Genomic DNA, 26,537 nt, shown 5'->3' with positions numbered 1-26,537 from the left:
CGAGTGGACCGCGACGACCTCGCTTTCGCCGGACTCTCCCGTCACGCCGACCTGATCGCGGCGGGTGAGCTCTCCTCCCGCGAGCTGACGGAGCTCTTCCTGGGGCGGATCGCGCGGCTGGACCCGAAGCTGAACGCGTTCCGCGTGGTGTTCTCCGAGCAGGCGCTGATCGAGGCCGACCAGGCCGACGGGCGCCGCCGCGGGGGAGACACGCGCCCGCTGCTGGGCGTGCCGATCGCGATCAAGGACGACATCCACGTCGCCGGCGAGGTCACCGGCTACGGCTGCGACTGGGACCCGCCGGTCCAGCCCGCCGACTCCGAGGTCGTGCGGCGGCTGCGCGCCGCCGGCGCGGTGATCATCGGCAAGACCCACGTGCCGGAGCTGATGGCGACCGGGTTCACCGAGTCGCCGACGTACGGCGTCACCCGCAATCCCTGGGACCTGCATCGCACATCGGGCGGGTCGTCCGGCGGGAGCGCGACGGCGGTCGCCGCGGGGCTCGTCAGCGCCGCCGTCGGGACCGACGGCGCGGGCTCGGTCCGGATTCCCGCCGCGTGCTGCGGGCTGTTCGGCTTCAAGACGCAGCGCGGGCGGATCTCGACCGCGCCGGACGTCGACCCGCATCAGGGGATGACCGTCTACGGCCCGCTCACCCGCACCGTCGAGGATGCGGCGCGGTTCATGGACGTCGTCCGCGACGGCGGCCCGTCGTTCGTGGAGGCGGCCGCGACGCCGCCGGGCCGGCTGCGGATCGCGGTCTCGGTCGGGCTTCCCCCGCTCGGCGTCAAGGTCGACGCCGAGCAGCGCTCCGGGGTGGAGTCGACCGCGGAGCTGCTGCGCTCGCTGGGCCACGAGGTCGTCGAGCGCGAGTTCGACTGGGGCCTGACCATGGGCAACCGCGTGCTCACGCGCTTCGTGCGCGGGCTCGGCGACAAGGCGATCGAGATCGGCCACCGTGACCGCTACTCGCGCCGGGCGCGTGGCATCGCCCGCATCGGGATGGCGATCCCGCTCCGCGTGGCGTCGGCGGCGGGCGTGGCGGCGGCCGAGGACTCCGTGCGCCTGAACATGATCTTCGACGAAAGCGACGTGGTGCTGACCCCGATGTTCACCCGCCGTCCGCTGCGCGTGCGCGAGTACGACGGCGCGTCCGGCATCCGCACGCTGGCCGGACAGGTGCGCTGGGCGCCCTACGCCGGTGCGTTCAACCACACCGGCCAGCCGGCCGTGTCCGTCCCGGCGGGGTTCACCTCCGACGGGTTTCCGCTCGCGGTGCAGCTGGTCGGGCCGTTCGAGTCCGAGGCGCGGCTGTTCTCGCTGAGCGCGCAGCTCGAGGAGGCACGGGGCTGGCCGGCGTCGCGTCCGGCGGTGGCGGCGTGACCCAAGGAGAACTGCGCGCGCTCGCGGAGTCGGTCGCCCGCGAGGCCGGTGCCCTGCTACGCGAGGCCTTCCGCTCACCCGACCTGCGGGTCTCCTCCAAGAGCACCCCGACCGACCTGGTGAGCGAGGCCGACCACAACGCCGAGCGCCTGATCCGCGAGCGCATCGGCTCCGCCCGCCCGGACGACGGCGTCCTCGGCGAGGAGGGCGGCGACCACCGCGGCACCAGCGGCGTGCGCTGGGTCGTCGACCCGCTCGACGGCACCGTCAACTTCTTGTTCGGCATCCCCCAGTGGGCGGTGTCGATCGCCGCCGAGGACGAGCACGGGACGCTGGTCGGCGTCGTCTACGACCCCACCCGCGACGAGCTCTTCTCCGCCGAGCGCGACGGCAACCCCACCCTCGACGGCCGCCCGATCACCGCCTCGACCAAGAGCGACATGGCGACCGCCCTCGTCGGCACCGGCTTCGGCTACGACGCCGAGGTCCGCCGCGCCCAATCGGTCGTCGCCGCCCGCCTGCTGCCCGAGGTCCGCGACCTCCGTCGCTTCGGCGCGGCGGCCATCGACCTCGCCTGGACCGCGTGCGGCAGGTTGGACGCCTACTACGAGCACGGCCTGAACCCCTGGGATCTCGCCGCCGGCGGCCTGATCTGCGAACGCGCGGGCCTCGACGTCCGCCCGCTCGAGCCCGTCGGCCCATCCAACCCAGGCGTGCTGGTCGCCCCGTCAAGCCTCGCTGACGCGTTGGAGCCCTGGCTGGCCTGATCTACGCGGCCGCTGGGTATGGCCAGGCCATGATCATCGCCGGCGTCATCGCCCTCTGCATCATCATCCTGATCCTGGCCTTCCTGGCCCCGCGCCTGTCGCGCTACCCGCAGCAGGGCTCCCAGAAGGTGATCGGCGCCGGCGGCCGCGGCGCGAGCAAGGCTCCAGGCCCCCTCGGCCGCTGGTTCGCCAAGCCGTTCTGGACGTCCAACAAGGCCGTCTCCAAGAGCGGCTCCGCCGGCCGCAAGGGCCGCGGCAAGATGCCGTTCTAGTGCCCAGGGCGGGATTCGAACCCGCACGCCCGTAAGGGCAGAGGTTTTTGAGACCTCCGAGTCTGCCGTTCCTCCACCTGGGCAGGCGGACCCGACATATTAGGCGGGAGGCGCGGACGAGCGGCTCAGAACGAACGTCGGTGAGACTCTTCCGGCACCAAACGTGCACCCGCGTGCGGTTTTCCGCGGTTTTCCGCGTGTTTGTCGCCGCCCGAGGAACACGCGAAAACGTTCCGGTCGGGCCCGGGCGCCTATCGTGGCGCGTTCATTCGGGGAGGCCGGCGGCGAACAGCCCGCGGCCGGACTCGATGTCGCTGAGCGTGCGCTCCAGTCGTCAGCCGGCCTGGGCGAGATCGCGCGCGACGCGGCGTGCAAGCTGCCGCAGTTCAGCCTAGGCCGGCGCCGGTTCCGCGCGACGCTCCTCTGTGCGCGGCCGCTCCTCCTCGACGTTCCAGCGCTGGCGGAAGCCGATCATCGCCACGACCAGCAGCGCGAGCTGGAGCGGGACGAGCAGCGTGCACAACAGGCCGAGGACGTCGGCGCTCAAGGCGGGGTCGGTGAAGCCCGGGCCGTCGCGGTCGAACCAGGCCGGGGCGGCGACCGTGGCGAAGATCGCGAGGATGATCGCGAGCGCGGCGATCATCGGCAGGACACCGCGTGACCAGCGGGCCACGAAGAGCGCCAGCACGAAGTAGATGACGATGAAGGCGAGCTGGACGGGCTTGGCGCCTTCGAGCGCGTCCCAGCCGCCGAGGGCGATGATCAGGTTGACCACCGCGGAGACGATCAGCAGCACGATCACGACGAGGCGGGCGAGCTGCGAGGACGCCTTGTGGCGGTTGGGGTGGACGATTGCCACGTCGGCCATGAAGGGCCGAAGATAGCGTTCGGGGCGAGCGGCATGCGCCACTCGCCCCGAGGCATCGCTTAGGTTCCGGGACGCTGCTTGCGGCCCCAGCTGGCACGGTGGCGCATCACGGCGCGACCTCCTCGCCGGTGCCGGTGGACGCGGTGGGCTCCGGCGTCGCGTCCGGGGTCGCGTCCGGGGTGGCCGTGTCGTCCGGGATCACCGCGTCGACCGGGATCGGCGCGTCGAGCGTGCCGGTGTCCTCGCTCGCGGCGACCGCGGCGGCGTATTCGGCGGCCTCGCTCGAGGCGTCCTCGCCGGCGCTCGACCAGGAGCTGCGGCTCCAGGAGGAACGCTGCGGGTCGATCGCGCCGCCGACGGCGGTGCAGCCGCCGCAGGACCAGCTCGAGCGGGCCCAGCCGGCGTTCAGGGCGCCCGTGGCGGTGCTCCAGGAGGAGCGGGTCCACTTGCTGATGTCGTCGCCCGTGCGGTTGAGGGCGTCGATCAGGGAGTTGGGCTGCAGGTAGCGGTTGACGACCGGCACGCCGTTGAGCTGCGTGAAGACCGCGCGCTCGACGTCGATCTGGCCGTTCTTGTCACCCGGGACGAACTTGTCGGTGCCCGTCAGGAGGGCCTTGACCTGGTCGGGGGTGAGCGTGGGGCGGGCCTGCAGGAGCAGCGCCGCGGCGCCGGCGACGACCGGGGCCGCCATCGACGTGCCGCCGGCCTTGAAGTACTGACCGCCGATCGCGCAACCGGGGCAGAGCGTCAGGAACGCGCTGCTCGGCGCGAGCACCGAGACGATGTGCGCGCCCGGGGCGAGCACGTCGGGCTTGGAGACGCCGTCCTGCGTGGTGCCGGTCGAGGACCAGTCGGCGCGCTTGCCACCGATGCCGGCGGTCTCGTCGAGGCCGCCGACCGAGATGATGAACGGGTCGTTGGCGGGGGCGTACTTGACCGCGTCGGGGGCGACGCCGCGGTTGCCGGCGGCCGCGACGACGACGATGCCCTTCTGCCACGCGTACTCGACCGCCGCGTCGAGCGGGTCGGTCTTGTAGGACTGCGGCGTGTCGGCGCTCAGCGAGAGGTTCAGCACGCGGATGTTGAACTGGGCCTTGTGGTCGACCGCGAACGCGATGCCGTTGATGACGTCAAGGACCGTCGCGTTGCCCGCGTCGTCGGACGCCTTGATCGCGACGAGGTTGGACTCCGGCGCGACGCCCACGTACTTGCCGTAGAACGGGTCACGCGGCGAGCGGTTGAACGAGTTCCCGCCGATGATGCCCGCGACGTGCGTGCCGTGGCCGAAGCCATCGCCCGCCGTGGCGGCGCCTGGCGAGGTGACGACGTTGGCGACGATGCGCGAGCCGCCGTCGGCGCCCTTGAAGTCGACCGCGTCACCGGAGACGCCGGTGTCGATGACCGCGACGCCGATCCCGGCGCCCGTGATCCCGCGCTGCCAGAGCTTGTCGGCCTTGACCGACTTCGGGTAGGACGTGCCGAGCCGCGAAGCGTCGATGCTCGTGCTGTGCACGCGCGTGTTCAAAGTGAGGCCGGCGACCTTGGGCTCGGCGGCGAGCGCCTTGGCCTGCTTGGCCGGCAGCTGGACGGCGAGGCCGTTGATCAACGGCACGCGGCTGACGACCTTGCCGCCGTGCGCGCGGACGATCGCCTTCGCCTTCTTCTCCGCAAGACCCGCCTTGAACTGAACGATCGCGGTGACCTTGCGGGCGGGAGCCTGCTTGGCGACAGCGGACAGACGCGCCTGCGCGGACGGTGCCGCGGAGGCCACCGTGGTGCCGGCGAGGCTCGGCACGGCCACGGCGACGATCGCCACGGCCAGCCGGCTACGCCAGCGGGTTTCAAACAACTTGGTCAATGTCAGGGCACCTCCGTGTGCGCTCTTCGATCCCTCTCGAAGCTGGCGGCCGAGCTATCTCGCCTCCGTGCGAGACCTCTGGCTTTGCGTCCCCGCCTCACGACGGGTTTGCCTTGTTTCAGCCCTGTTGACCTCTGGATCGGCCGAATCGAGATGGGGTTGAGACCCGATCGAGGAACTCTGGACGCACGTCCGAGTCCCCCGACCGGGGGACGGGGGCTTTAGTTGAGCTGACGCGTGTCCGCGGCACCCTCGACGGCGCGGCCGATGATCTGCTCGACGTCCGGCAGCAGCCCGGCGCTGCTGTACGAGCCCAGTCGCTGGCGCGAGTCCTCGATGTCGAGGTTGCGCATCGTCAGCTGGCCGATGCGGTCCGCGGGGCCGAACGCGGCGTCCTCGACGCGCTCCATCGACAGCCGCTCCGGCTGGTAGGTCAGCGCCGGGCCGGAGGTCGAGACGAGCGTGTAGTCGTCACCGCGGCGCAGGCGCACGACGACCTCGCCGGTGATGGCGCTCGCCACGAACCGCTGCAGCGGGTCGCGCAGCGTCAGCGCCTGCGGATCGAACCAGCGGCCCTCGTAGAGAAGCCGGCCGAGGCGGCGGCCCATGGTGCGGTAGTTGTCGATCGAGGCCTCGTTGTGGATCGCCGAGATCAGCCGCTCGTAACCGATGTGCAGCAGCGCCAGCGCCGGACCCTCGTAGATGCCGCGGCTCTTGGCCTCGATGATCCGGTTCTCGATCTGGTCGGACATGCCGAGCCCGTGGCGCCCGCCGATCGCGTTGGCCTCCATCACGAGCTCGACCAGGTTCGGGAAGGTCTTGCCGTTGATCTTGGTCGGCCAGCCCTCCTCGAAGGTCAGCGTGATCTCCTCCTCGGGGATCTCGACCTCCGGCTTCCAGTGCGCGACGCCCATGATCGGGTCGACGATGTCCATCCCGGTCGAGAGCTCCTCGAGCAGCTTCGCCTCGTGGGTCGCGCCCCAGATGTTCGCGTCGGTGCTGTAGGCCTTCTCCGCGCTGTCGCGGTAGGGAAGACCGCGCGCGGTCAGGAACGCGCTCATCTCCGCCCGCCCGCCGAGCTCATTGACGAAGTCGGCGTCCAGCCACGGCTTGTACACGCGCAGGTTCTGGTTGGCGAGCAGCCCGTAGCGGTAGAAGCGCTCGATGTCGTTGCCCTTGTAGGTCGAGCCGTCGCCCCAGATGTTCACGTCGTCGGCGGCCATCGCCTGCACGAGCAGCGTGCCCGTGACGGCGCGCCCGAGCGGCGTGGTGTTGAAGTACGTCTTGCCGGCGGTCGAGATGTGGAACGCGCCGCACTGGAGCGCCACGAGGCCCTCGTGGACGAGCAGCTCGCGGCAGTCGACCAGCCGCGCGATCTCCGCGCCGTACTCCTTCGCGCGGTCCGGGACCGTGTCCAGGTTCGGCTCGTCGTATTGGCCCAGGTCGGCCGTGTACGTGCAGGGGATCCCGCCCTTCTCGCGGATCCAGGCGACCGCGACGGAGGTGTCCAGGCCACCGGAGAACGCAAGGCCGATGCGCTCGCCCTTCGGCAGGCTGTGCAGGATGTGAGTCACGTCGACACTCCCCGGAAGATTGGAACCCGGCGGGGGACTGTAGCTTCGCCCGGATTCCGGGGTACGTGAGGCCAACATGGGATACGAGCTCGGCCCCAAGCCATTGCGGCGCGCGCCACGTGGCTGGCTTCCCGCGCGCGCCTTCTCGGAGACGCATCTCGCCACCTCTCACGGCTACGGCAGCGAAGGCCCGCCGGAGATCGAGCTCTCCATGCACCTGCGCGCGACCTGGCGCGTGGAGATCCCCGGCCGCGAGCCCTACGAGCTCGAGGAGGAGCGCTCAGCGCCCGGATGGCTCGTGCCGGGCGGCCTGGTCGGCAACGGCAACCGCTGGTACAAGCTGCGCCTGAAACCGTCGTACGGACTCATGCCGGCGCTCGGTGTGCCGTGCTTCGTCAACCCGGGCGATCCGTCGGAGATCTGGATCGACTGGGACGCGGCCTATAAGGAGCACGAGCCGGCGTGGGAGCAGGAGGCGCGCGTCCGTCGCGAGGTGATGCGCCGCGAGGGCGGGATCGACGCCGTCCTGAGCAAGTTCACCAACCCGCTCGTGGGCAAGGCGCGGCCCGAGGACGAGGAGATCGTCGAGACCCGGATCGAGCGCACCCGCGACAAGTGGACCCCGGTGCGCAACCCGGTGCTCGAGGAGGCGGGCGCCGAGGTCATGCGCCGCATCCAGGAGGGCCAGCGGCTCGCGGCGGTCGGCCGCAAGACCACCGGCGTGGTGGTCTCGCGCGTCGAGTCCGGCCGCAAGCTCGGTCTGGTGCCGATCATCGACCTGGTGCTCGAGGTCGAGGGCCGGCAGTTGCCGTACGAGCACACGCTCGGCCCTCGCCACGCCAAGGACTTCACCGTCGGGCGCAGCGTCGAGGTGTTCGTCGACCCCGACGACCCGGACAACATCTGCCCGGGCCGCGCCCTGAAGCGTTAGCGCTTCAGCACGGCCCGGCTGATCTCGCCCTCGAAGGTCAGGCCGAGTCCGCCGCGGGTGGAGATGCGGACCTCGACGCGGCGCCCGCGCAACGCTCGGCCGGCACGGGTGAGATGGAACGCGACAGCGTGCCGGTCCTTGGCGGCGGGGAGGTCCAGCCGGGCGGTCGCGATCGTGCGGCTCTCGGTCGACTGCTCCACGAGCTCGAGCGTCGCGCGACAGCCGTTCGGGCACGTCACGCGCGCGGTCGCGCGACCGTCGTGTGAGAACCGCAGCCGGTCGGCGGCGATCCGCACCGGGCACGCGCCGATCTGGCCGGCCTCGCGCGGCTCGTCGACCGCGACCTCCGTCACCTGGCGTGCGCCCTGGCACGAGAAGCTCTGGAACGCCGCGTGGACGCCGTCGAAGCCGAGCACGCTCGCCAGCCCCGCGCCCGGCAGGCTGAGGGCGTGCGCGGTTCCGCCGCCAAGCGGGACGACCCGCGGCGTCGCGAGCGTGTCGAAGAGCACGCGCCCACCGGCCGCGGCGACGTCGCCCGCGGCCCGGTTCGACAGCAGGGCGCCTTCGGCGAACAGGCCGTCGGACGTGACCGCGAGCAGCGCCCCGTCGGACGCGAGCGCGATCGAGTCGGTCTCGGGGGTGGCCACGCGCCGCTCGACGCCGGTCGCGAGGTTGCGGACGACGGTCTCCGCATCGAAGCGGCGCGCGAGGAACGGCTCGGCGTAGGCGAGGTCGTCAGGTGTCACGCCGTCGACGGGCGTGACCGTCCCGTCGGCGCCGACGATGACCGTGCCGCACGCCTGCCCGGCGACGGCGAAGCCCGCGCCTCCGGCCGCGAGCCTCGGCAGGCCCGCGCAATCGAGCACCGGCTTCTGGGAACCGTCATAGCCGCCGAGGACGACGTGGCCGTCGGACGCGACGAGGTACCCGCCCGCGTTGGCGGCGAGCGCGACGTCCGGCTCCTTGCCCGCGTATGGGACCTCGAGCAGCACGTGGTCGGTGCGCTGCGCGAACGCGAGGTCGCGGATCACGATCGCGTGCGCGCCGTACGGCTCCGGCTCGGCGACGAGCGCGTGCCCGCTCCCGTACGCGATCGCCAGGAAGTCCTCGCTGTATGGGAGCGAGACGGGCTTGGCCTGTGCGGCGGGCGTCAGGGCGAGCGCGAGCGCCGCGGCGAGCAGCAGCCTCATCGGTATCCGTACGCCTTCAGCCGCTTGAGCAGTGCACGCCGGTAGGCCTTGGACTTGTGGCGGTCGAGCTCCTTCAGCCCCGTCGCGCCGTGCCCGAGCAGATACTGGTCGGCGACGTAGGTGTCCCAGACCCGGGCGCGCTTGGCGGCGGCCGCGTTGCGCTTTATCCGCGACGTGAACTTCGTGGTGATGTCCGCCGTGATCGGGACGTTGTCCTGCCGCGCGAAGAGGAAGATCCGGGGCGGGCGGACGGACCCCTTGAACCGGGTGTCCTCCATGACGATCTCCGTGCTTCCGTCATGGTCGAGGTCGTCGAGGTTGAAGCCGCCGGGCGTCTCGAAGCGCAGCGCGTCGTAGCTCCCGGCGAGCTCGTTGAAGCTGTAGAAGCCCGCGACGTCGCCGCCCGTGACGACCGCCTCAGGCTCGCCGAGCCCGTCGAGGTCGATGAGCTTGACGTCGTCGGCGCCGTTGCCCGGCAGCGGGCACCCGTTGCACACGACGTCGGAGATCGCCTGCTCGAACGCGACCGCGCCCGACCGCGTGATCGTGAGTCGCGCGGCCTGGGGCGCGTCCGCGGTCCCGGTCCAGCTCAGGGTCGCTGTCACGTTGCCCGATGTCACGCTCTCGCTCTCGGCGCTCGCCGTGGCGGGGAGGAGCAGCAGGGCGGTCAGGGCTGCGAGCAGGGTCCGGGGCATCCGGCCGATTCTGCGGCCGGCGTGGGGTCCCGACAATCGGGACCCCACCCTGGACTTACGGGTTCGTGGTGGACAGCGTGAACGTCAGTGTCTTCGCGTACGCGCCCGTGCGCAGGCCCTCGCCGGCGCCGATCGCCTGACGGAAGCCGATCGGGAGCGCGTCGTTGCTGACCGGGCCGGTGTAGGTGTGGAGCGCCAGCGGCGCGCCGTCCGTGCGCAGCGGGGCGAATGCCGCCGTCGTCCCGGCCCGCGCCTGGACCGGCTGGGCGAGGGCGAACGTGCCGTTGACGAGCCGTCCGGTCGCGGTCGAGCTCGGGTCGCTCGCCGACAACGCCGCGTCACCCGCCGTCGAGGTGACGGTCGCCGTCGTGCCGGTGTCGTAGCTGCGCTCGACGCCGGGGATGAACGTGCCGAAGCCCGCCGGCGCGCCGAGCGTCAGCGACAGCGTCGCCGCGACCGTGCCGCCGGCCGCGCCGTCGCGGGCGACGATGCCACAGGTGTCATCGGTCTTGAACCCTGCGGCGATCTCGAGCCCGCCGAGGAGGTGCTTGAGGAAGTTCGCGTCGAGGTACGACGCCTCCGTGTGGCCCATGCCGGTGTACCAGGAACGGCCGCCGTCATAGCGGTGGCACCAGGAGATCGGATGGTCGTCGTCGGCGGTGTTGCCGTCGGACTCGTTGTACGTCGACTCGTCCATCGTCAGCAGCACGTGGACCGGGTTGTTGCGGGGACTGAAGTCGATGCCACCGCCGTTGATCACCGGGTTCGTGAAGCCCTGGTAGTTGTACCACTCGTCCACGCGCGTCCAGGCCGCCGGGAGGTGGCTGGTCGTGTAGTGCGTCGCGTCCTCGCGCAGGACCGTCGCGGTCGGCGTCCCGTTCGGGTGGTTGCGGAAGTACGCGCCGACGAGCTTGCCGTACCACGGCCACGTGTACTCGGTGTCCGCCGCGGCGTGGATGCCCACGTAGCCGTTGCCGGCGCGGATGAACCGCTCGATCGCGTCCTGCTGGGCCACCTGCGGCACCGCGTCGCCCGTCGTCGACAGGAACACGATGGCGTCGTAGCGGGCGAGGAAGGCGTCCGTGAACAGCGACGGCTCCTCGATCGCGTCGACCCCGAAGCCGTTCTGCTGGCCGAGCAGCTTGATCGCGGCGATCCCCTCGTCGATCGACGAGTGCCGGAAGCCCGCGGTCCGCGAGTAGATCAGGACGTTGAAGCGGGCGTTCGGGTCGGTGGTGGGGGAGAGCACCGTGATCGGCAGCGTCCGCGTCGCCGACCCGCCGAACGCGTCGGTCACCCGCAGCACGGGATTCTGGGTCCCGGGCGTGTTGTAGGTGGTCGTCGGGTTCTGCGTGGCCGTCTCGAACGTCCCATCGCCGTCGAGATCCCAGCTGTAGCTGACCGCGTGGCCGTCCGGATCGGTCGCCGCGCCGGTGAACTGGACCGCGAGCGGCGCGATCCCCGCCGACGGCGCCGCCGCCGTCGTGTTGGCGATCGTCGGATTGCGGTTGGCCTGGATGACGATCCCCGTCAGCGAGGCCGTCCCGGTCCCGCCCTTCCCATCCGACACCGTGACCGTCGCCGTCCGCGTTGCCGCCGCCGTGTAGACCTTCGACGGGTTCTGCTCGGTCGAGTTGGTCCCGTCGCCGAAGTCCCACGCGTACGTGAGCGCGTCGCCGTCGGCGTCCGTCCCCACCGCCGTGAACTGGATCGGCACCCCGACCCGCACCGACCCCGTCGGCGTCCGCGACGCCGCGACCGTCGGATTCGCATTGCTCTGCGCCAGAGCCGTTGAACTCCAGCCCATGGCCATCAATGCCGTCGCCATCGTGGCGATGGCGCGTCTGCGCCCACCCATACGCTCCCTCTCCTCCGTATTCGGGAACCCGAACAACTAATTCAGTCGAGGAGAATATGAGAACTGCGTGAGGAAACGCAAGTCCAGGTTTACTGGACATGCGCTCAGCGATCGAGCGTCGGCGTGCGGCGCCGACAAACAGGCCGAGCGCGCCGCCGCGCAGAAACGGGCGAAGGCGGCGCAGGACCGCCGCGAGCAGGCCCAGTCCAACCGCCTGAAAGCCGAACACGAGAAGAAGGTCGCGGCCGCGACCCTGCTTGCCACGACGTGCCAGTCGCAACTGGGTCAGCGCGTTGACGACATCGGCGAGCTCGGAAGCCGCTTGGACATCGGTCTGACGTACGAGGACTTGCCCGCCGAGAAGGCGCTCAACGAATACGCCAAGGCGACGCGCACTTGGGGCGATTGCGTCGACGACCTGTATTGCTCGAATGACAGCGTCAAGTCGTAGCTCCAGCGACGCCGGCGACGCGCGGATTCGCAAGCGGACAAGGCCAAGGGCGCCCTGGACGACCTCCAGGACGCTGTCGCTCAGCTCGAACGCGAGGCGCCGACGATCGATGACGTCCGCGCCGGCGGCCTCGAGCCCGAGGACGACGGCACGATCGACTGACGTAGCGCTCGTGTCATGCGGGCGGAGGGACTCGAACCCCCACACCTTGCGGCACCGGCACCTAAAGCCGGCGTGTCTACCAATTCCACCACGCCCGCAGCGCGCGCAACATCGTACGCGGCCGGCGCTCACTACAATGACCCGCCGCGCCACGGGGGACTGGTGTAACGGCAACATAGGGGTCTCCAAAACCCTTGCTCGAGGTTCGATTCCTCGGTCCCCCGCTTAGTCCGTCACATCCGGCCACATCACTCGTTACGAATCGGGTGATGCTTGTTCAGACCGGTCGGCCGATATACCTCAGCGCGATGGGCGAGCTCGAACCAGGCTCAGTATTCGCCGGCCACCGCATCGAGGCGGTCGCCGGGCGAGGCGGCATGGGCGTGGTCTATCGGGCGACGCAGCTGGCGCTGGACCGCACCGTCGCGTTGAAAGTGATCGCCTCCGGGCTGCTCGAGGATCAGAACGTCCGCAGCCGGTTCGTGCGCGAGTCGAAGGTCGCGGCGTCGATCGACCACCCGAACGTCATCCCGATCTACTACGCGGGCGACGAGGGCGGGATCGCCTACATCGCGATGCGCTACGTCCCCGGCGACGACGTGCGCAGCCTCGTGCGGCGCGAGGGGCACCTGGCGCCCGAGCGCGCTGCGGGGATCGTCGCGCAAATCGCCAGCGCGCTCGACGAGGCCCACGCCGCGGGGCTCGTCCACCGCGACATCAAGCCCGCGAACGTCCTCCTGACCGCCGAGGACCACGTCTACCTGACCGACTTCGGGCTGACCAAGCACGCGCTGAGCGTCGCCGGGTCGACCAAGCCCGGTCACTGGGTGGGCACGCTCGACTACGTCGCCCCCGAGCAGATCCGCGGCGAGCGCATCGACGCCCGCGCCGACGTCTACGCGCTCGGCTGCCTGCTGTTCTTCACGCTCACCGGCGTCGTGCCGTTCCGGCGCGAGAGCGACGAGGCGCGCCTGTGGGCGCACCTGTCCGAGCCGCCGCCCAAGCCGACCGACCTCGTCCCCGAGGTGCCGGACGCCTTCGACACGGTGATCGAGCGGGCGCTGGCCAAGGATCCGGAGGAACGCTACCCGTCGGCCGGCGACCTCGGTCGCGCCGCCATGGCCGCGGCCACCAACCGGCGTCCCGCGGAGCGTGAGCGGCTGGTGGCCAAGGGCGCCGCGGCGCCGGTCGAGTCGCCCACGGTGACCGCTGCCGCGCGTCCCCCGCAAGCGCTCCCGAAGGCCGAGCAGACTCAGCTTCAACCTGAGCCTGAGACTGCCGTGCTTCCTTCGAGATCCCGGCGCCCGGCCCTGTTCGTCGTCGCCGGCCTGGTGCTCGCCGCGGCGGTCGGGGTGATCGCCACGCTCACGCTCGCCAAGGACAACAACCGGACCGACGACCCGCAGCAGCCGACCGCGAGCGCGACGCGGACGCCCACGCCCACAGCGGCCCCGGCCGGACCGAAGGTCGTCGACAGGATCACGGTCGGACGGCGCCCGAACGTCGTCGTCTCCGCCGGCGACAACATCTTCGTCGGCTCGTTCCGTCGCGACCGCATGAACATCCTCGACGCCGAGACCGGGAAGATCCGGTCCTACGCGCCCAAGATCGGGTTCGGCGCCGCCGACGCGGTCGTCGTCCGCGACTCCGTGTGGGTCGCCGCGTCGCGGGCGAACCAGGTCGTGCGCCTCGACGCCGGCAGTGGCAAGCCGATCGGCGACCCGATCAAGCTGCCGTTCCGCCCGAGCACGATCGCCGAGGCCGGCGGCGCGATCTGGGCCGGCCTGGTCCCCGGCAACGATCAGCCGGACCAGCTGGTGCGGATCGACCCGAAAACGGGTGAGGTCGGCGCCCCGGTGTCCTACCCGTACGGGATCCTGGCGATGACGTCGAGCCCGACCGCGCTGTGGGTCGCCGCGCGCCGCCGGGCGCAGATCCAGCGCGTCGATCCGAAGACCGGCCAGATCCAGAAGGTGATCCGCGTGGGCCGGTCGCGCAGCGAGGACATCGTCTACAGCCGCGGCTGGCTGTGGATCGCCACCTCGCAGGACAACGTCGTGACGAAGCTCAGCACCTCCAACTACGACCAGATCCCGATCAGCGTCGGGCAGTTCCCGATCCGGCTCGCGATCAGCCGCGACTCGGTCTACGTCTCCAACTACTACTCGAGCAACCTCAACATCATCGACGCGAAGTCCTCGGAGGTCGTCGGCGAGCCGTTCCGGGTGGGCGTGAACCCTTACTCGCTGGCGGTGTCCGACGACGACAAGACGCTGTGGGTCAGCAACCCGCCCAACGACCGGGTGAGCAAGATCGCTACAGGTCGCGGCGGGTGATCACGCCCGTGCGCAGCGCCTGAAGCGCCAGCGAGGCGCGCTTCTGGTTCTGCGGCAGCGCGTCGACCCCGAAGACCTCGAACAGCGCGCGCAGCGTGCTCTTGACCGCGTCGACGGACACCACGAGCTCGTCCGCGATCTGCTGGTTGGTGGCGGGCGTGGCGTAGGTCGAGTCCTTGAACGGGCGGCACAGCGCGATCAGGACGCGGCGCTGGGCGGGGGTGAGGAGCTCGCCCACGTGCGGACCCATCGCCGTGACCGTGGGCCGTGAGACGGACTCGCCGCCGGGCGCCCGGTAGGCGATCGCGACGCCGCCGACGTTGATCACGTCCCCGTCGTGCAGGCGCTCGCGCGACGTCACCCGCTTGCCGTTCAGGTACGTCCCGTTGTGGGAGAGCCCGTCGTCGACCACGGTCCAGTCCTCGCCGATCCGTTCCAGCGCCGCGTGCACGCGCGAGATCTCCGAGTCCCAGTCGAGCACGACGTCGTTCGACGGCCGGCGCCCGATCGTCACCCGCTCGCCCGTGGGCACGAGGTCGACGATCACCTGCTGGTTGTCCGCGTCGCGGTAGACGAGGAACGGCGTGCCCCGACGCTCCGCCGCGATGCGCTCCTTGAGGTCCTGCGGTGTGGCGACGTGAGCGTCGAGCGGTGAATCGGGCACGGATCGAAGTATGTCCTGACGGGCAACCGGAGTTCGGTCACCAAGGGTGGGAACCGGCTCCACCTCAGGGTGTGAGGCTCCACCCCCCACACCCCTGGGACGGCTCTCATTTGTCCGCGAACGTTCTGGTTCCTCCCCAGGAACCAGACACAAGGACGACCCTAAATGCTCCGCCCCCTCCTCGCCGCGGCCGCCGCGGCGCTGGTCTTGGCCGCTCCCGCCAAGGCCGCCGTGTACGACGACGACGCCTACTGGGCGTTCGCCGACAAGATGCAGCAGCTCGCCGACAAGCATTGGGACGAGAAGAACGGCTACTTCCACCTCGGTGGCGGTGGCTCCGAGCCGATGTCGAACTCGATGCAGCTGCTGACCTACAGCGTCGCCGCGATGCAGGGCCACGAGGGCCCCGCTCGCAACGACCGCCGCGCCCGCATCCTCGCCGCCCGGCTCGTCAGCTCGCCCCCGTTCGTGACCAAGAAGTCCGGCACCGGCCAGATCCACGCGCCCGGTTGGGTGAACTCGATGACCGAGACGACCGGCGGCCAGCACCTCGTGTTCGACGCCGAGGTCGTGGATGGTCTGACCTACGCCTACCGCGCCCGCGACGCCCTGCAGCTGCCCGACAGCACCGTGACCGCGATCCGCAACGCGATCCACAGCACCGCCCGCGGCTCGTTCTGGCGCTACCCGACCATCCGCTTGAACCAGATCAACTGGTACGCGCTGATGTACTCCGCCGACGCGCTGGTCACCGGCGACAACACGCTCTTGAAGCGCGACTTCTCCCTGCAGCTCGCCCGGTTCTTCAACGGCGCGCGCGGAAGCGCTTCCGCCGTCGGCAACTTCGGCGCCGGCATGCGCTTCCACTACCTGCCCGGGCGCACGATCAACGGTTCCGCGAACGTGGACAGCGCCGAGTACGCGAACATCGTGCTGACGTTCACCCGCTTCTACGACCAGGCGCGTCGAGGCGGCATGGCGCCGATGAGCGCCTCCGCCAAGCAGTTGACGCAGCAGTGGATCAAACGTGCGGTGAGCGGCTACTGGACCCACGCCGGCTACATGAACTGGGACTCTGGGCTCGGCTTCGAGCGTTGGCACCAGGGCAAGAAGCTCGGCCTGACCCAGGAGGCGCTGATCGGCCTCGCTTCCAGCGACACCCTGCTGCCCGGCAAGGAGTGGGGGCAGTGGTCGAAGTCGATGCTCGACAACGGGTTCGACTTCTACTCCCGGCTCGCCGCGCGCACGCCCAACGGCCTGGTCGACCCGGTGCTCTTCGATGTGAATGTGGTGCCGCAGGGCATCGGCAGCGCGTATCTGGCCGCCTCGCGCATCCAGGCCAACGCGGCACGTGCGATCGACGCCGGGCTCGGGAAGAAGGCGAGCGCTGTGCCGCCGCCGCTGTATTCGTACGACCCGGACATCGGCCGTCTCGCCGTGACGACGCCCACCTACAACACCGCGGTCGTCGCCGTCAACCAGAACGCCTTCCCGTACGGCGGCCTGGACCTCGCGAGGTTGTACGACGGCCAGCAGGAAGTCGCCGCGAACATCGGCGGCCGTGCTCCCGCCGCGTTCGGCCTGATGGTGCGTGACGTCGCGGGCCGCCGCGTCGCCGCGTCGCAGACCGGTCGCACGCGGGTGGTCGCGGGTTCGAGTCCGCTGCGGCTGTTGAAGGCCCCGAGCGGGGCGGGCGCGATCTCGAGCGCCGCCATCGGCCGGGCCTACGCCGGACCGTTCAGCGACCTCCGCGCGACCGGCACGTCCTCCACCTCGACCCTGACCATGCGCGTCACCCACCGGTTCACGCGGGATTGGATCCAGACCAACTGGACCGTCTCGCGCCGGGCGGGCAACGCCCGCTACACCGCCGACGTGCTGTTCCCGTCATGGAAGGGCGACGGCACCTCCCCGGCCTCGGTCGTCGCCGTCCTGCGCGACGGCTCCCGGGTGACCGTCGGCTCACGGCTGATCCCGCTGGCGAACGTCGCGTATCTGTGGGTGCGCAGCGAGCACTCCGGCTACGTCGTGGTGCCCAAGTCCCGCCCCGCCGGCGCCGGCGTGCACATCATCCGCCCGACCGCCCAGAGCTCCGCCCCCAAGCCGGGCCCGACCGCGGCGATCCAGATCGCCCGCGCAGCGAAGTTCACGACCACCGGCCTCGCCGTCCGCCTGATGCCCGTCCACGACGAGCAGGAGGCAGCCGCCGCAGCCGCACGGCTCTAGATAAAGGGGCCTGACCCCTTTAGGTTGTCGCCTCCCGCAGCCCCTGATGCAACCCTGGCCACCCGCCCCCGTCTCCCGTCGGGGGCGGAGCCATGATCGGCTCAGCGCTGCGGCGGCTCTACGAGCACCAGCTTCCCCCGATTCAGCATCTGCGCGATCGCACAAGCCTTCTCGATCTGCGCGTACGTGTACCTCACCGGGTTATGCAGGGTCTCGATATGGACGCCAGGAATCTGCATGAGACGTTGATTCCCCGAACGGCCGGATATGATGCTTTGCCGAGTCGCCGCCCGCGGGCGAAGTGTTGTGGTTGCACAGGAGCCTTCCAAGCTCTTAGGGCGGGTTCGATTCCCGTCGCCCGCTTAGGTCGACGACATACGGGGAGTGGCGCAGTCTGGTAGCGCACCCGGCTGGGGGCCGGGCGGTCGCAGGTTCAAATCCTGTCTCCCCGACTCAAGAAAGGCCCTGCAAAGCGGGGCCTTTTCTCGTTCTCGGATGACCCTGTTTCGGACCCCTGGGGTCCAAGTTGGGGTCCAATTTCTGCACGCGACCCCTATGACCGGACATGAAGCGTCCGTACGGGTCCGGCGAGATCTACACGAAGTCCGGCGCGTGGTACGGACGCTGGCGCACACCTGACGGGCGGCGCCTGAACCGCAAGCTCGGCCCTGTCCGGTCGCGCGGCGACTCGGACGGCCTCACGCGCGCCCAGGCAGAGCAGGCGTTTCGGCGCGTCAGGGCCGACGAGGCTTCTCGCAAGTCGCCCGAGGTTGTGGTCGAGATCCTCACCGTCGACCAGGTCGCCGACAGGCTACGCGAGCGCGTGGCCATTGAGGGCGCCCGCAAGTCCTACCGGCAGAACCTCGATTCGATGCAGCGGGTCCACATTTCGCCGGCTCTCGGCAAGCGCAAGGTGGGGGAGGTCAGCACCGAGGACGTCGAGCGGCTGGCGACCCGGATGCTCGCTCGTGGCGCCTCGCCGAAGACGGTGCGCAACGTGATGACGTTCCTGCACTCGATCTTCGGGCTCGCGGTGCGCAAGGGCTGGGCTTCGCACAACCCGGTCGAGGACGCGGCCCGACCCAAGCGACGCCGCGCCGGCGACGCCAACCCCGACCTGCAGTTCCTCACTCCGGCCGAGCTCGACCGCGTGATCGACGTCATCCCGGACCACGTCGTCGACAAGGACGCCCGCGGTCCAGTCATCCGGCTCGTCCTGCTCGCCGCCGGGACCACCGGGCTCCGGCAGTCCGAACTGCTGGGCCTGCGCTGGCGTGACGTCGACATGCGCGCGCAACGCCTCCGCGTACGCAACGCGTGGGTCCGCTCCGAGCACTCGGGCGAGGGCAAATCGGACCTGAGTACCAAGCGCTCCGTACCGATGACCGACCGATTGACGGGCGAACTGCGCGCGTGGCGGCTGCGCACCGTCTACAGCGACGACGAGGACCTCGTCTTCGGTCACCCCGACCTCGGCGTCCCGCTCGACCGGACCAAGCTCTCGCGCAAGTTCAAGGAGGCCTGCGAGGAAGCAGGCGTGCGAGTGATCCGCTTCCACGACCTGCGGCACACCTTCGCAACCACGCTGGCCGCCGCCGGCGTACCGCTGCGCACGATCCAGGAGTACCTCGGCCACGCCGACCTGAAGACGACACAGATCTACGCCCACTACGCGCCGTCGGCGCACGAGGTCGAGATCGTCAACGACGCCTTCGGCACCCGCGCCGCGCCGTCGCGCCGTCGTCGCTCTCCCTGATCACGCGTCGCGAGTCGTGGCCGTTTGCGGCCCCTCACCGGCTGTCCCCACACGGGCCCGTCTGCACGACGGGTCGTCGCGGATCGGCCGGAGGACCAGTGGACGAGACTCACGACAACTCAGACGAGTTCAGCGCGACCGGGGGCGACTCGGCGTTCGGCAAGCCGTCGGACTCACCGGACGGTCTCGACGCGGATCGATGGTCAGAACAAGAACCCGACGAGCTGGCCCATCTGCCGGTCCGGTTCCTCGGCGACGAGCCCGAGCTGTACCTGAAGTTCAATCGCCAGCTCGAGGTCAAGGTCTCCAACGTCGTCAGGGCGCCGCGCGAGGACGTGTTGGACGCGTGTGCGTTCGCGTGGCTGCAGTTCTTCCGGTACCAGCCCGAGCGCGGCGACAACTGGCAGGGCTGGCTGTTTCGTACCGCGCAGCGCGAGACCTGGCGACTGACCGCGATCCGCAACCGCGATCTGCCACTGATGAGCGCGACGCAGCACCGCGAGCAGGTCGATCCCGATCCCGCGGTGCGGCTTCAATTCCGCGAGGACTTCCGGGAGGCGGTGGCCCAGCTCAAGCAGCTGCCAAAGTCGATGCAGAAGGTCGTGCTTGTCGCCTCCCAGGTGCGCCGGCATCGGGACGTAGCGGAGATCCTCGACATTCCCGAGTCGCGCGTCGGCTACCTGCTGGCTTCAGCCGGAGCGTATTTGAGCGAAGCTGCCGAGCAGCGCGCCGAGCGCGATCGCCCGGTTGCGTCGCCTCGAGCGGCCCGCCTGCGCGAACTCGAGGACGCCCCACCCGCATGGCTCGTGCACGCGATCGGGCGGCCGCCGGCGAGAGACAAGAACGCAAGCGCGTCGATCCTGGCCTGGCGTCGCGCGGCACTCGCGATCGACGACTACCGCCACGACCACGGCTGGACCTCGACTTACGAGAGTCTCGGCCCGGAGCCGATCGACGATCTCGTCGCCCGGCGTGCGCACGAACGGGCCCAGGAGGCCGTCGATCGGGTCATCACCGAGCGCGCACGTCGGCGAGGGAACAGCCTCGAACGATGACGTCCATGTCGCCTCCGGGCAACGCCTGTAACGTCACGGCGCTGCCCCGGCTTTGGGTTGTGGTCCCGGCGGCCGCGGGTTCGAGTTCCGTCGCTCACCCTCACGTATGCCCTGCAAACGCAGGGTCTCCGTGTAGAAGCGGACCGAGCGGTCCCCCGCGACGGGGACAATTCGGGGAAAGTCTTCGCTGCAACTACCACCGAGACCACAGGGGAAGAGGCAGGCGATGAGCCCCCACTACGCCTGCGCGGCGATGAGTTCGACCTCTACGCCGCGTTTCACTTCGAGCTCGTCAAGACCGGTCAGGGCTCTGTCCGCGCGAGTCACGAGATCGTCGACGACGCGTGCGCCCACGCGTGGATCGAGTTCATGCGCCACCAGCCGGATCGCGAGCAGGGCAACTGGCGCGGATGGCTGTTCAGGACGGTTCAGCGTGAGGTGTGGCGGCAGACGGCGCTGGAGTGGAGGAGCGGTCGGTGGTGGACAAGACCGGGCTCGAGGTCGAGTAGATGGACCCCCAAGACCACTACGCGCGGCGCCCGGAGTTCCAGGCTGCGTTGGAGGAATTGCGCAAGCTGCCGCCGCAGATGCGCACGGCGGTGATGCTGCGGTCGCAGGTCTCACGGCAGGAGGACGTCGCCGAGTTGATGGGGATCAGCCGGCAGCGTGTCGCGAGAGTGCTTGTCGATGCGGCGATGCGGCGATGCGGGTAGCGGACCTCAACGAATACCATCACCACATAGAGCGCCCGGTGGCATCCCCGCGCGTTGCGAGGCTGCGTGATCTCGAAGAGGCGCCGCCGGCGTGGCTTCGCAGCGCGATCGGGACGTGCCCGTTTCGCTCCAAGTCCGACGGCGGGACGATCCTCGCGTGGCGACGCGCAGCGTTGGCGATCGACGACTACCGCGTCGCCCACGGCTACGAGTCGCGCGATAACGCGATTGGAGACCCGCCGTCGAACGGCGGTCAGCTCCGCACGTGTCAGCGAGTGGAGCGGGAGATCGCGAGGGTGGGGGAGGAACGCTCACGGCGCAAGAACGGACGCGAGCGCTGAGTCTGGCGTTCGGCGAGGGCCGGCGGCTCGCATGCGGCCGCCGCGCGCCCACCCCGGCTGCGCGATGTGCGTAGCCGGTGCGTGTAGTAGTCCGCCCCGCCGGAAGTTCGTCCCACCAACACGCACTGCGCGAGGTCGCGTTCGACGGACGCTATTGCCGAGTAGCCTGGGTTCGACGACCGAATCAAAGCGCCCCGGCGGCGCGCCAACGCCCCGGGGCCGGCACGGGAGAGGAGACTCCTATGCAGCCAGACCGTACCGCCAATCAGGCTCGGCTCGACAGCACCGTCCGGGGACTCGGCGTGTGCGACGTCCTACGGATCGAACTCGCCCCAGCGCACCGGCCGGACCTAGAGGCCGCGTTGGCGGCCAGGGCGAACTCAGCCAGACACCGCGTCGTCGATCTCGAACACGGTGGCGCGGGGGGGGCGACGCAGGTGACATCGCTGAGCTGCGCGCGCTTCTGCAGGTGCTGTCGAGGATCGAACAAGAAATCCCACGCGAACCCGGGGTCTCGCTGACGCTGACTGGACCTGCCGGGATCGTCCTCGAGCGCGCGATCGCTCGCCTGAACCCGGCGCTCAATGATGCCGCTGAAGGGCCGTCATGGGCTCGCATCGCCGCTGTCGATCTCACGGCGCCGATGGATTGGATCGTGACCGCAGCGGACTGCCAGGCCGTCGAACGGTTCTCGTTCGACGACGATGCAGATCCCATAGCGCCGTGGTGACAGCTCGTGCGTCCTGCGCCCGCGAACCAGTACGTGCAGAGTCTCGGAAGTCCACAATTGGGGCACAATCGTCTGGTGCCCGGCGCTCGGTTAGACAGCGACGGAGATAGCGATCGTCGGATTTGTCTCGCGGCTGCGCGCCGTGTTTGCGGGGACGTGCTGGGCGGCGTGCTGGTTGCGGGTGTGTTGTGTTTGTCCGGTGCCGCTCCAGCAGCCGCGGACGTCGTGATCGGCGACGCTCACACCGGCGAGCGGCTCGCTGCAGTTTCCGGGGAGTTCGCGGACATTCAGTGGGAGCCTGAAGCTCAACGCCTTCTGGCGTTGCGGTCCAGTGGCGCCCCGGGGGTGATCGGGGTTGTCCCCGGGCACGCGCCCGAGACGCTGGAATCGTTGTCGCCATGGCTCTCACGCCCGGTTCTGTCTCCCGATGGTCTTGCAATCGCCGGGCTCGGCGAAGAAGGCGCGAACGGTGTGCCGGGCGCGGTGATCCGTGAGCGCGGCGGACACGTGCGTGTCGCGGGCTTCGCGAGCGCCTATGCCGACCTCGGCGCTCCCACCTGGACTCCGGATGGACAGCGCGTCGCGATACTCGGCACGGGCGACAGCCCACGGGCCGGTGGAATCGTCATCGCCGACGCATTGACAGGGCAGGTTGTTTCCAACGTGAGCCCGCGCGGTGGCGCGCTGGGGGCCACGGGTGCGTTCTCGCCGAGCGGAGCCCAACTCGCCTACTCGCCGCCGCCGGTCCGGCGCCGCCATCCTCTGCCGCAGATCCGGCTGCGAATGGGCGTCAACGTCCTGGACGTGAGCACAGGCCGTGTCCGCGCGCTGGGTGGCACGCGTCGCGGGCGCTGGTTCTTCGGTGCGGCGTGGACGCCAGATGGGCGGGCGATCGCGACCGGCGACAGCAGACGACGTCTCACGCGCATCACCCTCGCGAGCGGACACGTGCAGGTCCTGCGCAAGCTCCGAGCGCGTCCTCAGTCGATGACGTACGCGCCGGACGGACGCTCGCTGGCGTTCGGAATCGGCTCGCGCGAGATCGGTGTGCTCGCCGACGGTCGGCTTCGCACGATCGCCACGCTGTCGCGGGAAGAGGCGTTGTCAGCTCTGGAATGGTCGCCGGACGGCAATCGGCTCGGTCTCATCACCGCCAAGACCGGCGCGTAGCCAAGGTATTGCAGAGTGCCTCTCGGTGTCATGTTCTGCGTGGGTTCGCGTCGCCAGTGGTCGACGATGCGTTGATGGCGATCCCGGATCGTGAACCGCAGAGCACCTCATGGTGATGCTGCGGCTCGCCGGCGTGGCCATCTCTGTTGGCCTGGCTGATTCGCTGAACCCCAGCACGGTGGGTCCGGCGCTCTACCTTGCCACCGGCCAGCGGGCTGTCCGGCAGGTGCTGCTGTTCACGCTCGGGGTCTTTGCCGTGGACCTCGTCGCCGGCATTGCCCTGGCAGTCGGGCCCGGCAGGCTTCTGATCGCGCTGCTCCCGCACCCCAACGAGACGCTTCGGCATGTGATCGAGCTCATCGCCGGCGTGCTTTTGCTCGCCGCCGCGGCGGCGCTGTGGACCGGGCGTCGGCGTCTGACGCGTCGGGAGCTGCCGATGCGTGGCGGCGGCGGGGGCTCCGCGTTGATCGTGGGCGTGTCAGTGGCGGCGATCGAGTTGCCCTCCGCCGTTCCGTACTTCGCCGTCATCGCTGGGATCGTTGCCTCCGATGCCAGCGTCGTCCAGTCGATCGTCATGCTCGTTCTCTACTGCGTCGCTTTCGTCGCGCCGTTGTTGGCGATCGTCGCGGTCCTGCTGGTCGCCGGAGAGCGCGCCCAGCCGTGGCTGCAACGCGGCGGTGAATGGATCCAACGGCGCTGGCCGGTGGTCCTCGCGTGTCTGTTCTTGCTCGTCGGCAGCGCGCTGACCGTGCTCGGCGGATTAGGCCTACTCAAGCACTAGCACGGGCGTGTCCAGTGCAGCGGCGAACGCTCCGTCTAGCGTTCGCGTCTCGGGTTGTAGCGGTTTCGGCGTATCGCTGTCGGTGCCGCGCGGAGAACCTACGGCTCGGCCTCGCCTCAAGCCGCCCACGGCTGGTGTTCGTCGCCGACATGGGGTTGTCGGCAATGATCGAAGTCCGGCAAGCGGTGGTACCGGCGATCGGGTGACACCGACGGGGGATGAACACGCCCGTCGCACTTGTGGCCGGGGCGACACAAGCGGACGTAGTGCGAGTCGCTACCACGGCTTCCCGGCCGCCGCACCGCGTCCGTGTGGTGCGAACAGCCACTCGTGGGATCAACCACCTCGGCGGCCGACGCCGCATCCTCCAGGTCGTGATCCTGAAGAGTCGTGCAGAACCCGAAGCGAACGCACAGTTCCGTGAGAACGACATAGCGTCGGCTGTCCGAACTTGGGCACGTCGGTAAGCCTAGGAGCTGTTCGCACGGCGTCGTGCGCGACGCGGCCCGCCGGCTGCCGAAATTCGGGCAGCAGCGCGGCCAGCGGCGGCGAAGCCGAGAACTCGGCTGTGCACTCGACGTCGCGTATGGCGCCGGCTTCGTCCTGAGTCGACACTCGGGAAGCGGGGGGCGCGACGCGTCGCGCGGGCGGTCGCGAAGCCGAGCCCCGCTACGACAACTCCGCCGACCGCGTCGAGCCAGACGTGATCGCCGGTCGCGATGATCTCGACGACGACCGCCGGCGGATAGAGGAGCGCGACTGCGCGCACAGGTCGCGACCGCGCCAGAGCCCATACCGTCCCTGCGGCGACCACCGAGAATGCGGTGTGGGCACTGGGCATAGAGGCGTAGGGGCTTTGGATCGATCGTCCGAACCCCTGGTCACCCGGTCTCGGCCGGTCGTCGTAGCCGAGACCAGCGATCATTCTCGGTGGTGCCGTGGGAGCGATGAGGTACCCGATCGCCGCAAGCGCCTGGGTTGCGGCGAACGTGTCCCGGGCCTGGGGGAACGCCTGCGGGTGCGCACGTCGGGTCCAGGCAAGCACGCCGAGCGCCACTGGCAGATGCGCGGCGATGTAGGTCAGTCGGAGCGTTCGCAAGAGAGGTGGCCGGGCGCCGACCCAGACGTGAACGGTCGGCTCGAAGAACAGCCCGACTCGCCGCTCCATGTCGATCAGGCCGCGCACCCGCGCCAGCGGCCGCTCGGGGTCCGGAGCTACAGCCGCGGCGACGGGCGACAGCGTCAACGCGAGTAGGGCGGGCGCGGCATCGCGCGCGGCTCGCGCCCAAGGACGTCCCGCCGGCACGTGTGAACCGTGAACGATCCCGCCCCTCGCTCGGCGGTGCGTTCGGTCGGGCGCCCCGCCGCCACCGCGTCCGCCCCGCACGTCGCGCGAAGAGCGCTTCTCGTCGACGAACTCGCGTCCTTCGCGGTCTCGCCTTGTCCGAAGGCCCACTTCGATCGGGCGGTCGTCCGGCGACACGGGTTCGCGACGGCCCTGGACTCTTCGCAAGATGGTCGATGCCAACGAGATGTTTCGACGAGAACGCACTCGATGCACTCCGCGCGGCGGCTACGTGGCCGCTGGGTCGTATCCGGGTTTCGACGGCTGGCTCTGAAGAAGCTCGAGATTCCCTTCGGCAGCCGCCGTGAGTACGTGCTCGGGATGATGCGGGACGGCAACGCTGAAGTGCTCGGCGTCGTCGGGTTCCTCGTCGAGTTCATCGAGCAATCCGTTCAACGACGCAAAAGGAGGGTCTGGATCGACGCTACCCATCCGGTGGCTGACGTAGAAGCTCATCACGGCATCATCCGTTACGTTGCGGCCGCCTCGAACGCAGGTGATTGTCACTGGCGGCTCTCCGCGACCCATCTCGACGATCTCGAGCCGGCGAGACCCGCTCGAGCCGGCCGCTCCCGACAGGTGCTTGCGATCGCGCGTCGGGCCTGCCAGGTTGCGACGGTTGTGCTGGCGAGAGGCAGTGGCGCGGTTCGGCGCGGCCGCGGGTGCGCCTTCCGGAGCAAGGCGGGTTCGCGCCAGATCGTGGTGATTGGTGTGGCTGCGCGGGCGTGGGCCAGCGGGGCGAGGCCTAGGCCGGTCGCCAGGGTGCGCTCGAGTCCGTAGTGATCGTGGCGTTGGCGGTCGATGGCGCCGGCTTGGACGTGGGGTCCGAGGATCGCGGTCAGGATGTGGGCGGGGTGGTAGGGCGGGTCGGAGCCTTCGTCCCATGTGATGAAGATGACGCCGTCGGGTCCGAACGCGGGGGAGTCCTGGATCTTCGGGATCTCGCTTGCCAGGAAGTCGTCGAATTGGCGGATGCGGTCGCGTGTGCCGCAGAGGTCGTGGCCGTTGGCGCAGTCGTTGGGGACGATCAGGTTGAGGTTGCCGACGTCGCCCGAGGCGAGGTCGCGGTCAAGGAAGGAGGTGTCGTTGGGGGCGGTGGTCCCCATCGGCAGGTCGAAGTTGCGGCAGGGTGCGGAGGGCGTGATCGCCTCGTCGACGCGGGCGCCCTGGATCTGTGTGAAGTACAGCGCTGGGTTGTGGTGGGCGGAGTAGATGTCGCGCGCCCACGCAGCTCCGCCGTCCACGGGGTCGCAGGCGTTCGGCATCGACTGTTCGTAGTCGCGCCAGCTGCGCCCGGTCGCCGTGAGCTGGGAGAAGAGGTTCTCGACGTGCTGGTGGCAGTGGTCGGGCAGGTCGTTGTTGGCCTCGCACGCGGTGTATTGCCCGGAGAGCATGGCGATGTACTGGCCCA

At 70.0% G+C, this 26,537-nt stretch carries 24 protein-coding genes, 5 tRNA genes and 1 riboswitch; of the genes, 16 read left to right on the top strand and 13 right to left on the bottom strand.

From position 1 onward, the window contains the following. Window positions 1-3 precede the first annotated feature (3 nt). The 3 genes from G569_RS0127405 to G569_RS0127395 are packed head-to-tail and all read left to right on the top strand — an operon-like array spanning window position 4 to window position 2,422. Complete coding sequence (locus tag G569_RS0127405) at window positions 4-1,383, top strand: amidase (protein WP_028065803.1); 1,380 nt, start codon at window positions 4-6, stop codon at window positions 1,381-1,383. Next, entirely contained in the window at window positions 1,380-2,150 is a 771-nt protein-coding gene (locus tag G569_RS0127400; protein WP_028065802.1) for an inositol monophosphatase family protein, read from the top strand. Before G569_RS0127405 ends, G569_RS0127400 begins: the two co-directional genes overlap by 4 nt. Before the next feature lie 29 nt (window positions 2,151-2,179). Continuing rightward, window positions 2,180-2,422 carry a DUF6411 family protein gene (locus G569_RS0127395; protein ID WP_028065801.1) on the top strand — a complete coding sequence of 81 codons (243 nt, stop codon included), beginning with the start codon at window positions 2,180-2,182 and terminating at the stop codon, window positions 2,420-2,422. Here the strand turns inward: G569_RS0127395 and G569_RS0127390 are convergent. The 4 genes from G569_RS0127390 to argG all read right to left on the bottom strand — a co-directional run bounded on the left by G569_RS0127390 (window position 2,423) and on the right by argG (window position 6,722). Further along, window positions 2,423-2,505 (bottom strand) — tRNA-Leu (locus tag G569_RS0127390). 308 nt (window positions 2,506-2,813) lie between these two features. Further along, window positions 2,814-3,290: a hypothetical protein gene (locus G569_RS0127385; protein WP_028065800.1), complete on the bottom strand. Its 477-nt coding sequence runs from the start codon at window positions 3,288-3,290 to the stop codon at window positions 2,814-2,816. A gap of 106 nt (window positions 3,291-3,396) precedes the next feature. After that, a complete protein-coding gene (locus G569_RS59035; protein ID WP_053227046.1) occupies window positions 3,397-5,106 on the bottom strand; it encodes a S8 family serine peptidase in 1,710 nt (569 codons plus the stop codon). An 83-nt stretch (window positions 5,107-5,189) separates the two neighbouring features. Further along, a riboswitch (cyclic di-GMP riboswitch) is annotated at window positions 5,190-5,271 on the bottom strand. Between the two features lie 98 nt (window positions 5,272-5,369). Continuing rightward, a complete protein-coding gene (gene argG / locus G569_RS51955) occupies window positions 5,370-6,722 on the bottom strand; it encodes an argininosuccinate synthase (RefSeq protein ID WP_053227045.1) in 1,353 nt (450 codons plus the stop codon). 76 nt (window positions 6,723-6,798) lie between these two features. Between argG and G569_RS0127370 the strand changes: the two genes are divergently transcribed. Continuing rightward, the gene (locus tag G569_RS0127370; protein WP_028065799.1) at window positions 6,799-7,653 is read left to right on the top strand and encodes a DUF3592 domain-containing protein; all 855 of its coding nucleotides are present in this window, start codon (window positions 6,799-6,801) and stop codon (window positions 7,651-7,653) included. On the opposite strand, the gene G569_RS0127365 is transcribed toward G569_RS0127370, so the two are convergent. Genes G569_RS0127365 through G569_RS60570 form a run of 3 tightly spaced genes read right to left on the bottom strand, consistent with a single transcriptional unit; the run spans window position 7,650 to window position 11,396 of the window. Then, entirely contained in the window at window positions 7,650-8,843 is a 1,194-nt protein-coding gene (locus G569_RS0127365) for a hypothetical protein (RefSeq protein WP_028065798.1), read from the bottom strand. The genes G569_RS0127370 and G569_RS0127365 overlap by 4 nt on opposite strands. Next, the gene (locus G569_RS0127360) at window positions 8,840-9,538 is read right to left on the bottom strand and encodes a hypothetical protein (protein ID WP_028065797.1); all 699 of its coding nucleotides are present in this window, start codon (window positions 9,536-9,538) and stop codon (window positions 8,840-8,842) included. The genes G569_RS0127365 and G569_RS0127360 overlap by 4 nt, the downstream gene beginning before the upstream one ends. A 55-nt stretch (window positions 9,539-9,593) precedes the next feature. Continuing rightward, window positions 9,594-11,396 (bottom strand): ThuA domain-containing protein, encoded by a 1,803-nt coding sequence (locus G569_RS60570; protein ID WP_084285637.1) that lies wholly within the window; start codon window positions 11,394-11,396, stop codon window positions 9,594-9,596. A gap of 67 nt (window positions 11,397-11,463) precedes the next feature. On the opposite strand from G569_RS60570, the gene G569_RS0127350 reads away from it, so the two are divergent. After that, window positions 11,464-11,847: a hypothetical protein gene (locus tag G569_RS0127350; protein ID WP_028065796.1), complete on the top strand. Its 384-nt coding sequence runs from the start codon at window positions 11,464-11,466 to the stop codon at window positions 11,845-11,847. A 178-nt stretch (window positions 11,848-12,025) separates the two neighbouring features. On the opposite strand, the gene G569_RS0127345 is transcribed toward G569_RS0127350, so the two are convergent. Then, a tRNA-Leu gene (locus G569_RS0127345) sits at window positions 12,026-12,107 on the bottom strand. A 55-nt stretch (window positions 12,108-12,162) separates the two neighbouring features. Here G569_RS0127345 and G569_RS0127340 point away from each other — a divergent pair. Beyond that, a tRNA-Trp gene (locus G569_RS0127340) sits at window positions 12,163-12,233 on the top strand. Between the two features lie 84 nt (window positions 12,234-12,317). Continuing rightward, entirely contained in the window at window positions 12,318-14,345 is a 2,028-nt protein-coding gene (locus G569_RS59030; RefSeq protein ID WP_053227044.1) for a protein kinase domain-containing protein, read from the top strand. On the opposite strand, the gene G569_RS61535 is transcribed toward G569_RS59030, so the two are convergent. Next, on the bottom strand, window positions 14,326-14,952 hold the full coding sequence (locus tag G569_RS61535) for an FHA domain-containing protein (protein ID WP_028065795.1): 627 nt from the start codon (window positions 14,950-14,952) through the stop codon (window positions 14,326-14,328). The genes G569_RS59030 and G569_RS61535 overlap by 20 nt on opposite strands. Before the next feature lie 222 nt (window positions 14,953-15,174). Between G569_RS61535 and G569_RS0127325 the strand changes: the two genes are divergently transcribed. The 5 genes from G569_RS0127325 to G569_RS0127300 all read left to right on the top strand — a co-directional run bounded on the left by G569_RS0127325 (window position 15,175) and on the right by G569_RS0127300 (window position 20,046). Continuing rightward, window positions 15,175-17,235: a hypothetical protein gene (locus tag G569_RS0127325; protein WP_028065794.1), complete on the top strand. Its 2,061-nt coding sequence runs from the start codon at window positions 15,175-15,177 to the stop codon at window positions 17,233-17,235. Between the two features lie 292 nt (window positions 17,236-17,527). After that, window positions 17,528-17,598: transfer RNA gene (locus G569_RS0127315), tRNA-Gly, on the top strand. Between the two features lie 15 nt (window positions 17,599-17,613). Continuing rightward, window positions 17,614-17,687: transfer RNA gene (locus G569_RS0127310), tRNA-Pro, on the top strand. A 113-nt stretch (window positions 17,688-17,800) separates the two neighbouring features. After that, a complete protein-coding gene (locus G569_RS0127305) occupies window positions 17,801-18,991 on the top strand; it encodes a tyrosine-type recombinase/integrase (RefSeq protein ID WP_028065793.1) in 1,191 nt (396 codons plus the stop codon). A gap of 98 nt (window positions 18,992-19,089) precedes the next feature. After that, on the top strand, window positions 19,090-20,046 hold the full coding sequence (locus tag G569_RS0127300) for a sigma-70 RNA polymerase sigma factor region 4 domain-containing protein (RefSeq protein ID WP_028065792.1): 957 nt from the start codon (window positions 19,090-19,092) through the stop codon (window positions 20,044-20,046). A gap of 237 nt (window positions 20,047-20,283) precedes the next feature. Here the strand turns inward: G569_RS0127300 and G569_RS63050 are convergent, their stop codons facing one another. Beyond that, window positions 20,284-20,424 carry a hypothetical protein gene (locus G569_RS63050; RefSeq protein ID WP_157592349.1) on the bottom strand — a complete coding sequence of 47 codons (141 nt, stop codon included), beginning with the start codon at window positions 20,422-20,424 and terminating at the stop codon, window positions 20,284-20,286. A 131-nt stretch (window positions 20,425-20,555) separates the two neighbouring features. On the opposite strand from G569_RS63050, the gene G569_RS0127290 reads away from it, so the two are divergent. From G569_RS0127290 to G569_RS0127275, 4 genes are all read left to right on the top strand, one after another. Next, entirely contained in the window at window positions 20,556-20,759 is a 204-nt protein-coding gene (locus G569_RS0127290) for a hypothetical protein (protein ID WP_028065791.1), read from the top strand. Window positions 20,760-21,569: 810 nt separating this feature from the next. Then, on the top strand, window positions 21,570-21,830 hold the full coding sequence (locus tag G569_RS51940) for a hypothetical protein (RefSeq protein WP_037499552.1): 261 nt from the start codon (window positions 21,570-21,572) through the stop codon (window positions 21,828-21,830). A gap of 156 nt (window positions 21,831-21,986) precedes the next feature. Beyond that, window positions 21,987-23,000: a WD40 repeat domain-containing protein gene (locus G569_RS63045; protein ID WP_169542255.1), complete on the top strand. Its 1,014-nt coding sequence runs from the start codon at window positions 21,987-21,989 to the stop codon at window positions 22,998-23,000. 115 nt (window positions 23,001-23,115) lie between these two features. Further along, entirely contained in the window at window positions 23,116-23,781 is a 666-nt protein-coding gene (locus tag G569_RS0127275) for a GAP family protein (RefSeq protein WP_169542254.1), read from the top strand. A gap of 469 nt (window positions 23,782-24,250) precedes the next feature. Here the strand turns inward: G569_RS0127275 and G569_RS61530 are convergent, their stop codons facing one another. The 3 genes from G569_RS61530 to G569_RS0127265 form a co-directional block, all read right to left on the bottom strand. Further along, a complete protein-coding gene (locus tag G569_RS61530) occupies window positions 24,251-25,027 on the bottom strand; it encodes a phosphatase PAP2 family protein (protein WP_157592347.1) in 777 nt (258 codons plus the stop codon). A gap of 327 nt (window positions 25,028-25,354) precedes the next feature. Continuing rightward, entirely contained in the window at window positions 25,355-25,582 is a 228-nt protein-coding gene (locus G569_RS0127270) for a hypothetical protein (protein ID WP_037499546.1), read from the bottom strand. 47 nt (window positions 25,583-25,629) lie between these two features. Continuing rightward, a partial coding sequence (locus tag G569_RS0127265; RefSeq protein ID WP_028065786.1) for an alkaline phosphatase family protein occupies window positions 25,630-26,537 on the bottom strand: 908 nt, incomplete at its 5' end.

It is taken from the genome of Solirubrobacter soli DSM 22325 (genome assembly GCF_000423665.1).
Classification (GTDB): Bacteria; Actinomycetota; Thermoleophilia; order Solirubrobacterales; family Solirubrobacteraceae; genus Solirubrobacter; species Solirubrobacter soli.
The sequence above is the reverse complement of the archived record's forward strand: the minus strand, read 5'-3'. Positions and strand labels throughout refer to the sequence as shown.